The following is a 12400-nucleotide window of genomic DNA, read 5'->3' as shown; positions in this document are numbered from 1 at the left end:
TCGAGCGCTTGGGCACGCCAGGCGCGACATTTCTTGGCACCCATGGATGATTTGACGCTCAATAGCCCAACAATCATTACGCGCAAACGCTGTAGCAAGCTCACCAGGTCAAGGGTAGTTGCTTGGAATCCTCACGTTGCATCACTTGTGGCCTTGAAATGCGCCGGCTTGCATAGTGCGGCGTCTGGCGCATCTTACGCCGGCGGGGCGTTTCTGTGACTTGGCGGAACTCAGTTGGCTTGCGCTCGGCGGTGTTTGTAGAGGCGAGGATAGGTGTCGGCTTCGCCGGCTCGACAGCAGCCGGTTGTAGGTGAACTTGACGCGGAGCGGATCCGCCGCCTTCGCCGCGCAGGCATTCTTCGGAGTAGTATGGCCAGTTTTGCTTTTCGCACACGCTATCGGCAGCAGTTTGCGAAACCCGTGCGGCGTCTTGGTCCATAGGCGCTCTGCCTGATGCGATTAGCGCGTCAGAAGCTCCTGCGGGGGCATTAGGCACCGCGGAGCCCTGGGTCGCAAATGCTAACGTGATGAAACCAGCGAAGATGATTAAGCCAGCTGCACGTCGATCGAATGTCTTTAGAAAAGTCATGCGGATAACCTTGTCAGAAAAGGAGGAGGTGGCCCATGCGGGCCACTTCCTAGGATCAATCCCAACGATGACGGCGCTGCTTAATCACTACCACCCGGTCGCGATTGCGCCAGCCGCGGTGCCATCCATGATCGCGGCGATATTCCGCGCGAGGGCCGCGGTAGCCGCGGTCATAGTCGCGGGACATTCCGTGATCCTCGCCGATGCGAACGCGCACGTCCTGCGCACTTGCAAAGGTCGGGGTAGTTATGGTCGCCACGACGGCAGCGGCAAATGCGTAAGTTGATAACTTCATCTTCAAGCTCCCTTGTTCAACCGAGACGCCAACGGGATAAAGTGGCAATCGTTCCGCTGTAGCTGCATTGATCCGCACAAGGCCAAAAAAAACTGCCCGCGGATGTGGACCCGGGGCAGTAGAGTGAACGAGGAACGAGTGTCTAGCGCCACAAGGCGGCGCCGGGCCTAACCTTCGATGATGTAGACGATCTCATGCGTCTGCGGTCGAAGGATAACGTAACGACCATTGACCAGAATGAAGTCGTATCCGCGCCATTCTGGATAGATTTCGATCACTCGCGTTGGGAGCGGGTGCACGCGCACTGTAGACGGTACCGTCACGCCTACTGAGATGTTGAAGTTCACATTGCGAACTTCCTCGACCTTTTCTTGCCGGATCGCACTAGTGATCTGCGTGCGCTTTTCAGCAGGAAGGGCAACGGTTGCAGACGTCGCGGCATTGCCCGTCGTAGACGCGGAGCCAGCCTTGCCGTCGCCGGTCTTCGCGTCAGTGGCAGCCTTGGTATCAGTTGTCGACTTGGTGTCCGTCGCGGACTTCGCGCCCTTGGTGTCGGTGCGCTCTTGCGCAGAGGTCTCGGCTTTATCCGACGGAGCGACGGCAGGCTTATCCTGGGCGGTCGTTGCTGGTTTGGCAGGCGCGGCCTTCTGGTCGGAGGCGGCCTTGGCATCAGGTGCAGACCTGGTATCGGTCATCGACTTGCCGTCACTTGCCGTCCCCTTTGCAGCGGGCATGTTGGTCGAAGGAGCCTCGCCGGCCCGCGGTGCTGATGCGGCAGGTGCATCGCCGCCCTTTGATCCGCTCGCGCCGCCGCCCTGCGCCAGAGCGAAAGCAGTCGTGGCAATCAAGGCAATGGCCGCAGCCGATCCCATCAATCTCCTATTCATTTTATGACCTCCACTGTCGAGACCGCTCATTCGGTCTTGCGCAACAACAGCGAAAGCAGTTTCTTGGTTCCGTTCTTGGATGACGATTCCGGGTAAAAGAAGCAATACGGGCGGCGCCATATTCCAAAAGACGCGCTGATGCCAGCAGTTGTCTTCGTAACGCCGAGCTCAGGAACCCATCGCAGCCCGGGAATTTGTGTCAACGGCCGCATGGTGCGGTCAAAGGAGAGCAATATGAAACGGATGATGATCGCCGGGGTCGCGGCCCTTTTGCTGACGGCGGGAAGTGGAGCGGCCGTGGCCGCTATGCCGCTAGCGCCGATGACAGCTTCGGGCGATGCGATCGAGATAAAGGGCGGCCACGGTCATGGTCATGGCCACATGCATCGTGGTGGACTCGGACATCATTACGGCTGGTCCCGCGGGCGCGGGCATCATTACGGCTGGAGCCGCGGCCGCGGTCATCGTCATCATTGGTGATAATTCCGGCGGACGCGATTAAGCGTCCGCCACTCGTTCCGCGCCTGGCGCTGTTGTTGCGCTGCGCTGCGCTGCGCTCACGCACGCAATGCAGCAGCGTTTCCGCAGTGAATTTCGCGCGGATCCGGCGACAGGCGTCGCGCCTCCCTAAGACTGTGGCGGCACTTTCTCCCATGTCATAGGAACGCTAGCCACTTGTCGATCCACGTCCTTAGGCTTTAAGCCTGCGGCTGATGGGAGCTGTGCCGAAAGAAGTGGCCAAGACTTGATCGTGAAGAACTCTAATTTAAGCCCATCTCGACGGCTATACGGATAAGATCGGAGTGGTTCCGTGCGCCCAGCTTCTGCTTCAGTAGGGACGTGGTATTTGCTACCGTCTTGTAAGAGATGCCGAGCGCGTCGGCGACCTCAACGATCTTGTCGCCCCGGCCGAGGAGCCGAAGAATTTCCAGTTCCCGGGCCGACATGCTGGTGGCCGGATTTGCCCGGATAGCAGCGCCTGAGAACGTTACTGTCTTTGCGAGATGCGGAGAAATGAAGTTCTCACCCGCAGCCACTTTGCGTACTGCCTTGATGAGCAGGCGCGGATCGTCGCCCTTAGAGACATAGCCTTGGGCACCGAGCTCGATGGCTCGGACCACAAAGGCTGGATCGTCATTCATGCTGAACATGATAATACGCGCGTCGGGATCATCCTTGCGGATACGACGCATCAACTCGAAGCCGGAAAGATCCGGCAGATTGATGTCGATGATCGTCACGTCGGGCCGTTTAGATAGATAGGCGCGGTGCCCCGATTTCTCATCGACCGCCTCATCGATGGATATTGTAGGGTCCGACGCAAACAGCGAACGGCAGCCCGACACCACGACGGGGTGGTCATCGACAATCAGGAGCTTCACAGGCTGTGCCATCGGCGGGACAATCTCGCAATTATGCTATGCATATTGGATTTCAACGCTTTGACCAGAGGAATGGTGCCGGGTTGACCAATTTAATGATTCCAATGTGGACGACTTTGTCGCTGCGTGCACGCATTTGCGTGCTGCTGGGCGGCATGTTTCTGAGCGCCCTGATTGCCGGCCTCGCTTTGCTATGGATTTTCTCCTCGGATCAAATTTTGGAGGAAAACGAGCCATCGGCGCGGTCGGCGATCACCGTCGCGGCGGGTTTGAACGCCGCTCTCGCGGCCTCCACAAGACCCGACGCAATCCTCGCGGCGTTCGTCGATCAGCTCGGTTCGACACCTGCGGATGCGATCCGGTTTCGCCGTGATGGCGAGGTGCATGCACCGGAGCAGGGCAAGACTTCCGGCAGGGTCCCGGAATGGTTCGTGAAAGCGCTGTTCGTGCCTGACCTTGCGCAGCATATTCCCGTCCTGGTCCAAGGTCGCCGGGTCGGCGATCTTATTTTCGAACCAGATCTCTCTGCGCAGATCTACGAGAAATGGATCGGCTTTCTCTCGCTTCTCGGGTCACTCGTCGGCATGGCATTGCTTGCCGGCCTCTTGTCGTTTGTGACGATTGGCGCAGCGCTGCAGCCCTTACGCGATCTCGCTGAGGGGCTGGCACGGCTCCGCACTGGTGACTTCTCGAAGAAAGTCGATTGTTCCGGCCCCCCTGAAGTTCGGGAAAGCTGCTTGTCCGTGAACGAGCTTGCTTTGACTCTCGGTCGCCTCAGTTCAGAGAACCGAAGTCTATTACGAAAGATAATCTCCATCCAAGATGAGGAGCGACGTGACATCTCGCGTGAGTTGCACGATGAACTGGGTCCACTTCTGTTTGCTATCCGGGCTAACGTTACTGCTATGATCGACGACCGCGGCAGCGGCACCAACCGGTCCATGGGAGAGGAGCGCGTGCTGCAGGCGGTGGAGGCTTTGCAAATCGCCAACCGCCGCATTCTTGAGCGGCTGCGACCAATGCTCATCGAAGAGCTGGGTCTCGATGCTAGCATCCAAAAGCTTTTGCGTGACGTACACACGCAGGTGCCTGAAATGGCCGTGACATTCGAGATCGATCCCCGGATCGTCACGGCGGACAGTGTGGTCGCTCAGACCGTATACCGTTTGCTGCAGGAAGGCATCACCAACGTCCTGAAACATGCCGGTGCGTCTAAGATGAGCGTGAAGACCGAGGTGACGAACGAAGCTATTCTGGTCGAGGTTGCCGATAATGGTGCGAGGGCGCCCCTAGAGCCGAAATTCGGCCGGGGCCTGACGGGGATGCAGGAGCGCCTCCGCGCCTTAGAAGGAAAGTTTGACTACATCCGTGCCGACGGATGGACAACAATCCGGTGCAGCCTACCGCTGGCAGCGCCGGATTAGGTTGGACCGGCCGTCTTTGCCATCGGCGTGATCTCAAAACCGGCCAGCGAGAGAGCCGTGATCACTACCTTTGCAACGCAGGTCGCTTGCTCGCTCGTTATCGGCAATTTTTCTCCGTTGCGGTTCTCGATAGCACAAGTGCTAATAGCCTCGGCTATGATCGTCATTAGCTGGAAGTCATCCACCTCTAGCAACTCCTGAACAAAGCAACGACCTGCTTAAGTCTCTAGGAACGGCACGTTGAATAGACAGGGCTTGGGGCCTCCGATCTATTATTTGACGATGCGAAACGCCGCGTCCCGGGCACGTGGCGGGTCTTCCGGCTGACGATGATGCGCCATGCTGCGCAGTGAATCGGTGGGCCTCCAGCCCTTTGCGGAGGAGCTTTTTGTCGGAGAGCTGTCGCTTTCGCCGATGGCAAATAGAACTCCCAGCAGTACGGCGCCGACCCACACGAAATATTGAAATATGGGCAAGATGATCCTCCCACAAAGACGCATCGAACTGGTCGAGGCGGCCCTTTCGGCCCGCCTCGAAAAGCGCGCTTAGTCGATCACTTCGACAATACGATGGGTGCCCGGGTCGACCAGTACGGTCCGATCGTTGACCACCGTATAGCGATAGGCAGTGGAACCGTACTCTCGCGGAACTTCATAATAGGTGACGCCGCTGTCGGGCAATACGGCACCGACGCGTAGCTCGCGGTCATACCGGTATGACGGGTGACGACGCTCGGTGACGTAGCTGTGGAAGCGGGGACGGTTGGCCTCGGAAATGCCGCCTGCCGTGGCGCCGGCGGCAGCGCCAACGGCGGCACCGACAGGGCCGCCGACGGCGCCACCGACGATTGCGCCGCCGACGGCTCCGCCCGCCGCTCCATTCTGAGCGAGGGCAGGCGAGAAGTAGGCCAGCGAAGCGATTGCAATGGCAGCCGTGGAAATGAATTTCATGATCGTCCTCCTGGTGTGTTGGCGGAGTGAAAACTGCCAACGCTTAAGGTCGTTCCGTCGAATTGCCGCTTTATCCCGACATTTTCCATCGACCGTGTGGAAGGCGGGGAAACGGTTTCTAACCGAGTGATCGAGGACCGCGCGCCACGTTTGTACCCGTTAGTACATTGACTTATATGACCTATCATAACTATTGGATGTGATTCAGAAAGCGTGGTGCTGACTATTATGAGCCCTGGCGAAAATAGACGAGCGGGAAATCCTGGTATCTCGATTGCTGCCGAGGAGGAAGACAGCTGCATATAGAGCGCGGGGATTTGGACGCGCATCCGGCGTCGGAGGAATTGTTTGTCGACATCGCCGAGGCGGCTGACGCTCCATGCCGGGATCGACCGCTATGAGCTGGTGGAAGGTCAGATTTTCTGACGTTAGAAAATAGTGGGATCGATAGCCGACTAATGCATGACCGAACTATAAACAGAAATCCTAGGCGCGAAATGAACACAGACAATGGTGCGGACGAACACGTCATCTACCAAACGAGATTTCAGGGAAGGGTACTGGATTTCCGCGGGCGTCCCGTTTTCCTGAGATACGACTGCTGTGAGTTCGTCAAATGCCAGATACTGCTCGATGAGGGGACCACCAGCGTCGCTTTCACGTACTGCACGTTCGAAGATTGCAACATCGATGCAATCCAAGCCGACGAGCATCGAGGCGTGGTCGCTCGCGATAATATTTTCAAGCCGCCAATAGAAAATCGCAGGCTTAACTTAGAACGACGCTTAGCGTTGGCGCTCGCTGCGAGGGATGTGTCACGCGGACGGAGGTTCCCTTAATCGATCGATGTGCTCCTGAAATTGCAACAGAGGCGTGATGCCCACTCGATTAGCACTTCGGCAACGGGACCCATTGAGTGATCGATTCATGCGTGTCCCGCTTTCCGCTACGCGCGAAGGCGGCTGGGCACTGCCATTCGCTAAGGCTCGAGCCGCGCCGACATGTGCTGCAAGCGCGAGACGTCGTGGAGCGCTGGACATGCGATTGCGCATCCTTGCGATTAGTCGCGTCGACTCTCGCTAATCGGAACCGCGATACCGTGACCGGTCGGCACAAGCACCCGTCACCGATCGAAGTGACGGGTGCTGACGCGCGTCAGTTCTCTGTGCAGACCTTCATGGTCTTCATGCCGGTTTCGGCTTCCGTTCTGGTCTTGAACGTTCCGTTGTCGACAATCGTCGTTGTCGTGGTCGTTGGCTTCTTATCAACGATTGTGCACTTCTTGGTGGTGGCATCGCGCACCACGTAGTAGTCGCTGGAAACCGTCGTCGTTTGAGCGAAGGCCGAGGTACAAGCGAAAGCAGCTAGCGTTCCGGCGAGATAAAGTGTTTTCATGGTGTATCCTCCAATTGCAAAATTTGCGAGACGCAAACGCGTCAATCAATCCGCGCAATTGCCGAAAGTTCCCGATCATGGTGTGGCGGTGAGTCAAACACAGGCACGCAAGCCGGCCATATGATCCGCCGTTACGGGAAAGAATGGCATAAGCAAGGGATGTCGCGCCGCTATCGTAGGTCCAGGCCTTTTTTCGGCAATCAATGGAACGCGTCAGCTAACAGCTTGTTGGAGGATCCCAAACACCAACCTATGAGGGACCTATGAAACGCGTTTCGACTATCTGTGTCGCCGCTCTCTTGATCTCGGGAGTAGCCCATGCCCAGAGCCCGGCGGCAAAAGATCGTCCGGGCAACAATGCCGTCAACAGCGAGCAGAAGAACTCCAATGCGCCGGTCGCCGGACGCAACTCCTTCACCGAGGGGCAGGCCAAGAGTGCCATCGAAAAGGCTGGCTACACGAACGTCACCGAACTGAAAAAAGACGACAACGGCGTATGGCGCGGCAAAGCGACCAAGGGTGGCTCGACCAGTGCGATCAGCGTCGATTTCCAGGGCAACGTCAACGCAGCAAAGTAACCGGAAGGTAATCTCATGACCGTGACCATTTCACGTTTGTACGACTCGTATACGGAAGCGCAGAAAGCTGTCGGAAGCCTTGAGGCCGCCGGCGTTCCTCATGGGGACATCAGTATCGTGGCCAACAACTCCGAGGGCTGGTTCGACGGCAAGAAGGACCGCGACGGTGATGGCGTCGATGATCGCGCCGAAGCAGCCGGCACCGGTGCCGGAATCGGTGCAGGGATCGGCGGCGCTGCGGGCCTTCTAGCCGGACTAGGGCTGCTTGCAATTCCTGGCCTTGGACCAGTTGTCGCGGCAGGATGGCTTGCCGCCACGGCAGTCGGCGCTGCCGCCGGAGCAGCAACCGGCGGCATTGTTGGTGCTCTGACCGAGGCTGGCGTCTCCAAGGAAGATGCACCGCTTTACGCGGAAGGCGTTCGCCGCGGCGGCACGTTGGTCTCGGCAAAGGTCAACGAGGCCGATCGCGCGCGCCTCGAGGCGCTGATGAGCCCATCGTCAGTCAATCTCAATGATCGCCGTGTGGCCTGGGAGAAGTCGGGCTGGAGCGGGTATGACCCGGCAAGCCCGCCCTACGATGCGGGGCAGGTGCGCAAGGAGCGAGAATTGTACGGTCGTTCCCGATAACAACGATGGCCCGCTTCGGCGGGCCATTTTTTTCATCGGAGGTCAAGCTCAGCAGTCAGGGCGGAGTGGTGTGGCGTGTCAGGCGGCCGATGCGAGAAACCGGGCTACGCGACGGGGAATTATGAACAACCGGCGGGATAAATTGGCAGCACCAATGCGGATCAATGCAGCATCGTCGAAGCGCTGCGTCCGTCGTTGAAAGCTGATCTTGAGGGTTTTCGTGAGTCATCGGCAGGGGGCGTATTGGCTGCCGCATTGAATGGTGACTTAGCGCCGTCGCACGGCGTGGACCGAGTGATTCAACGTCTATCGACAACCGGACAGCGCTATTTTTACTCGTCTATGGTCAGTTCGCGCGCCGTCGACTGGCATTTGACAGCGGCCGAGCGCGGGTTGGGAAACGCCAGCGTTTAGTGAGGTAGAGTCGGGAAACACCGGCAATCAAGGCAAGCGCAGAGCGCTGAATGTTCCAGCTCGCGGAACTCGATGGTGCAGCGCGTGTTATTGCATATCACTCTGGCGTTTGGAGACACCTTGAACCGCAGACAACTTCTCGGCGCTTCGGCCGCTTTGCCATTGATGACGATTATCCCGCGCAGCGCCCGCGCAGCTCCCGGGCCTGTGCCGTTCGCCGCCGCCGTGGTGCGGCAAATGGCGCGGGAAGCCGCCGCCAAGGCGTTCAAGGCGCCAGACAACAAGCTGCCAGACTCCCTCAAGGATCTGGACTACGACCGATACCGCGCGCTGCGCTTTAATCCGGAGAAGGCTTTGTGGCGCGGCGAGAAGCTGCCCTTCGAGGTGCAGTTCTTTCATCGTGGCTCGTTCTACACCAATCGCGTCGATATCTATGAAGTGGCCAATGGCCAGGCGACCCAAGTCCCTTATCAACCTGAGCATTTCTCCTTTGGCGCTACGCCGCCCCCGCCGGCCGGCGCCGACTTAGGCTTCGGCGGCTTCCGGCTGCATGCCCCGATCAACAAGCCCGATTACTATGACGAGGTCTGCGTTTTTCTCGGCGCCAGCTATTTCCGCGCGGTGGCCAAAGGCCAAGTATACGGCTTGTCCGCGCGGGGCCTGTCCATCAACACCGGCGAGGCGGCCGGCGAGGAATTCCCACAGTTCAAGTCCTTCTGGATCGAGAAGCCGGCGTCCAACGCCAACTCGATCGTAGTGCATGCGTTGCTCGACAGTGAAAGTGCCGCGGCCGCCTATCGGTTCACCATCCGGCCAGGCGATACGACCATTTTCGATGTAGAAATGGTCATTTACCCGCGGGTGGAAATAAAAAACACTGGCCTCGCGGCGATCACGAGCATGTTCTTCTTCGGTCCGAACGACCGCAAGGAAGTGGACGATTTCCGCCCTGCCGTGCACGATTCCGACGGTCTGGCAATTTTCAACGGGCGAGGCGAGCAGCTCTGGCGACCCCTGCATAACCCGCGCGATCTGCAGATCAGCTCTTTCGGAGACCGAAATCCGCGCGGCTTTGGACTGATGCAACGGCAGAAGGACTTCTCCGACTACCAGGATCTCGAATCAAGTTTCGAACGGCGCCCCAGTCTCTGGGTGGAGCCGATTGGCGATTGGGGCGAGGGATCGGTGCAACTGCTGGAAATTCCGACCAAGGAAGAGATTCACGACAATATCGGTACCTTTTGGCGTCCGAAAAACCCGCTTCCAGCAAAGGGCGAACTCGCGTTTACCTACCGCCTGCATTGGGGGCCCGATCAACCGAAGCCGTCGGCGCTGGCGATCTTTTCACGCAGCGGCATCGGTGCGCGCGGGGACGATACCAAGCTATTTGTGCTCGATCTGATTGGCGACAAGCTCAAATCCATCGATCCCACCAAGATCAAAGGTGTTGTCACGGCCGAAAAGGCTGAAATCCGCAATATCGTAACACAGCGGAATCCGCAAAACGGCGGCTGGCGCCTGAGTTTCGAGATGCCGGTCAAGAGTAAGGCGCCGGTCGAATTGCGCGCTTCTTTGATGCAGGACGATCAGGCGATCTCCGAAGTTTGGGTCTATCGATGGACACCATGAATGTGAAGAACCAAATGCCGTTGGTTACCGTGCCTGCGGCTACGTTGCCGGCCGGCGCGGGCGAGAGGTTTCTACCGCCAGAGATGCCGCTGACGATGATATCGGATGGGCTCGCAGGGCCAGCTTCCTCCCAACGACGCGCGCAGTTCAGGCCCATGCCGACTGTTCTGCGGCGCGCTTACATCCTCCTCGGCACCGTGGCCCTGACCGCGGCCGGCGGCTACGAGATGTTCGAGGTGCTGAAGGTCGGCGGCGTGACCATCCTCGAAGGCATGGTACTGGCGCTCTTCGTGCTGCTGTTCGCCTGGGTCGCGTTCTCGTTCATGTCGGCGCTGGCCGGCTTCGTCCTACTGTTGATGCGCGCACGGGATCCGCTCGCCATAGAACCGCTTACGCCACTTGCGATGATCTCAAGCCGCAACGCGATGCTGTTACCGACCTATAACGAAGATCCCCATCAGATCACGGCGCGGTTGCGGGCGATGTGGGAATCTATATCGGAGACCGGTTACGCCGCGCAGTTCGACTGGTACGTGCTGAGTGACAGCACTGACCCCGCAATCTGGGTGGCCGAGGAAAAAGCCATTTTGAAACTGCGCCGCGAGACTGCCAGCGATCGCATCTTTTATCGCCATAGGATGCGCAACACCGCGCGCAAATCGGGAAATATTGAGGATTGGGTCAAGCGGTTCGGCGCTGGGTATGATCACATGATCATCCTGGACGCCGACAGCCTCATGACTGGTGACACGATCGTGCGCCTGGTCGCCGGCATGGAGCAGCATCCCGGCGTCGGTCTGATCCAGACGCTGCCTATCGTTGTCAATGCGCGGTCGCTATTCGCACGGATGCAGCAATTCGCTGGCAGGCTTTACGGCCCGGTAATCGCCTCCGGAATCGCTTGGTGGCACGGCTCGGAAGGCAATTACTGGGGACACAACGCCATCATCCGCGTGCGCGCCTTTGCAGAACATGCCAGCCTGCCCAAACTTCCCGGGCGCAAGCCGTTCGGCGGCCATATTCTCAGCCATGACTTCATTGAAGCAGCTTTCATGCGGCGCGCCGGATGGGCGATCCACATGGCACCGAAACTGGGCGGCAGTTTCGAGGAATGTCCGCCGTCGCTCCTCGATTTTGCAGCGCGCGACCGCCGATGGTGTCAGGGCAATCTGCAGCACCTGGCTGTGCTGGCAGCGCCGCGGCTTCATTGGGTCTCGCGGTTGCATCTCCTGACCGGCATCGGTTCTTATTTAACTGCGCCGCTGTGGCTTATGTTTCTGGTGCTCGGGATTCTCATCTCGCTGCAGGCCCAGTTCGTGCGTCCGGAATATTTCGCAAAGGGATTTTCGCTGTTTCCGCAGTGGCCAGCCCAAGATCCGGTTCGCGCTGCCTGGGTCTTCGCAGGCACGATGGGTCTTCTGATCGTACCAAAACTGCTTGCCTACGTTTTGCTGCTCACCCAGGTCGAAAATCGAGCGCGGTTCGGCGGCGGCTTTCTTGCTTTGTCCGGCATCATCGTCGAGACTTTGCTGTCCGGCCTGATCGCGCCAGTGATGATGATCTTCCAATCGTCGGCGGTCGGTGAGATTCTGCTTGGTCGGGATGCCGGCTGGCAGGTCCAGCGCCGCGACGACGGCGTCGTCCCGATCCGCGAAGTGGTCAGAAAGTACGCGGTACCGACCGTGTTCGGTGTACTGATGGCGATTAGCGCTTATGCGGTGTCGCTACCGCTATTCCTGTGGATGACGCCGGTAATCGTAGGTCTGTGGCTGTCGATGCCGCTGGCCATCGTGTCGTCGCGCGCTCTGCAGCCAGGCCAGCACGCCGGCTTATTCGGAACTCCCGAACAGAATCTACCGCCGAAAGTACTGATTCGCGCAAAAGAGTTGGCCTTGGCGGCACCGATCTACGGCGCAAGCTCGCTGCACGAACTGCGTAAGGACATGGATCTGTGCGCGGCCCATTTGAGATCGCTGGTTGATGAGCCACGCAGCCGTGGCCAGATCGATTCCGACCTCGCCATCGCGCGAGCAAAAATTGTAGAAGCTGAGGATTTTGACGAGGCCGTCAGTTTCTTCAGTACGCGCGAGACTTTTGCGGCGCTGAACAGTCGGATCGCGCTTCAGCAATTGGCTGCACTGCCCGATAAGGCACACGCCACGAAGTCAATCTGAGTAAGACCTGCCAAAATATAATACCGAAAAGTGCGCGAGCCCCCATATGACAGCCA

At 58.7% G+C, this 12400-nt stretch carries 14 protein-coding genes; 6 read left to right on the top strand and 8 right to left on the bottom strand.

The window, feature by feature from the left end; translation table 11 throughout:
- Positions 1-100: 100 nt before the first annotated feature.
- The 3 genes from A4A58_RS31020 to A4A58_RS28775 all read right to left on the bottom strand — a co-directional run bounded on the left by A4A58_RS31020 (position 101) and on the right by A4A58_RS28775 (position 1891).
- The gene (locus A4A58_RS31020; RefSeq protein ID WP_158005763.1) at positions 101-439 is read right to left on the bottom strand and encodes a hypothetical protein; all 339 of its coding nucleotides are present in this window, start codon (positions 437-439) and stop codon (positions 101-103) included.
- A gap of 205 nt (positions 440-644) precedes the next feature.
- Positions 645-884 carry a hypothetical protein gene (locus A4A58_RS30020; protein WP_081422159.1) on the bottom strand — a complete coding sequence of 80 codons (240 nt, stop codon included), beginning with the start codon at positions 882-884 and terminating at the stop codon, positions 645-647.
- Between the two features lie 167 nt (positions 885-1051).
- Positions 1052-1891, bottom strand: a complete 840-nt coding sequence (locus tag A4A58_RS28775; RefSeq protein WP_244499903.1) for a DUF1236 domain-containing protein — start codon at positions 1889-1891, stop codon at positions 1052-1054.
- A 247-nt stretch (positions 1892-2138) separates the two neighbouring features.
- Between A4A58_RS28775 and A4A58_RS31725 the strand changes: the two genes are divergently transcribed.
- Positions 2139-2273: a hypothetical protein gene (locus tag A4A58_RS31725; protein ID WP_283804912.1), complete on the top strand. Its 135-nt coding sequence runs from the start codon at positions 2139-2141 to the stop codon at positions 2271-2273.
- A 259-nt stretch (positions 2274-2532) separates the two neighbouring features.
- Here the strand turns inward: A4A58_RS31725 and A4A58_RS28770 are convergent, their stop codons facing one another.
- Positions 2533-3165 (bottom strand): response regulator transcription factor, encoded by a 633-nt coding sequence (locus tag A4A58_RS28770; RefSeq protein ID WP_081422136.1) that lies wholly within the window; start codon positions 3163-3165, stop codon positions 2533-2535.
- 71 nt (positions 3166-3236) lie between these two features.
- Between A4A58_RS28770 and A4A58_RS28765 the strand changes: the two genes are divergently transcribed.
- Positions 3237-4577, top strand: coding sequence for an ATP-binding protein (locus A4A58_RS28765; RefSeq protein WP_204378221.1), 1341 nt, complete (start codon positions 3237-3239; stop codon positions 4575-4577).
- Here the strand turns inward: A4A58_RS28765 and A4A58_RS28760 are convergent.
- From A4A58_RS28760 to A4A58_RS28745, 4 genes are all read right to left on the bottom strand, one after another.
- Positions 4574-4762 carry a hypothetical protein gene (locus tag A4A58_RS28760; protein WP_139069975.1) on the bottom strand — a complete coding sequence of 63 codons (189 nt, stop codon included), beginning with the start codon at positions 4760-4762 and terminating at the stop codon, positions 4574-4576. The genes A4A58_RS28765 and A4A58_RS28760 overlap by 4 nt on opposite strands.
- 87 nt (positions 4763-4849) lie before the next feature.
- The gene (locus tag A4A58_RS31015; RefSeq protein WP_158005761.1) at positions 4850-5053 is read right to left on the bottom strand and encodes a hypothetical protein; all 204 of its coding nucleotides are present in this window, start codon (positions 5051-5053) and stop codon (positions 4850-4852) included.
- A gap of 69 nt (positions 5054-5122) precedes the next feature.
- Positions 5123-5527 carry a DUF1236 domain-containing protein gene (locus A4A58_RS28755; protein ID WP_068738747.1) on the bottom strand — a complete coding sequence of 135 codons (405 nt, stop codon included), beginning with the start codon at positions 5525-5527 and terminating at the stop codon, positions 5123-5125.
- Positions 5528-6682: 1155 nt separating this feature from the next.
- Positions 6683-6922 carry a hypothetical protein gene (locus A4A58_RS28745; protein WP_068738743.1) on the bottom strand — a complete coding sequence of 80 codons (240 nt, stop codon included), beginning with the start codon at positions 6920-6922 and terminating at the stop codon, positions 6683-6685.
- Positions 6923-7185: 263 nt separating this feature from the next.
- Here A4A58_RS28745 and A4A58_RS28740 point away from each other — a divergent pair, with 263 nt between their 5' ends.
- From A4A58_RS28740 to mdoH, 4 genes are all read left to right on the top strand, one after another.
- Positions 7186-7500 (top strand): hypothetical protein, encoded by a 315-nt coding sequence (locus A4A58_RS28740; RefSeq protein ID WP_068738741.1) that lies wholly within the window; start codon positions 7186-7188, stop codon positions 7498-7500.
- A gap of 15 nt (positions 7501-7515) precedes the next feature.
- Entirely contained in the window at positions 7516-8127 is a 612-nt protein-coding gene (locus tag A4A58_RS28735) for a hypothetical protein (protein ID WP_068738739.1), read from the top strand.
- A gap of 579 nt (positions 8128-8706) precedes the next feature.
- Positions 8707-10170, top strand: coding sequence for a glucan biosynthesis protein (locus A4A58_RS28730; RefSeq protein ID WP_081422135.1), 1464 nt, complete (start codon positions 8707-8709; stop codon positions 10168-10170).
- A 14-nt stretch (positions 10171-10184) separates the two neighbouring features.
- On the top strand, positions 10185-12344 hold the full coding sequence (mdoH, locus tag A4A58_RS28725) for a glucans biosynthesis glucosyltransferase MdoH (protein WP_068738887.1): 2160 nt from the start codon (positions 10185-10187) through the stop codon (positions 12342-12344).
- The last annotated feature ends 56 nt before the right edge of the window (positions 12345-12400 follow it).

This window comes from Tardiphaga robiniae (assembly GCF_001618955.1).
Classification (GTDB): Bacteria; Pseudomonadota; Alphaproteobacteria; order Rhizobiales; family Xanthobacteraceae; genus Tardiphaga; species Tardiphaga robiniae_A.
Note: the sequence above shows the minus strand (reverse complement) of the source record. Positions and strands in the feature narration are given on the sequence as shown.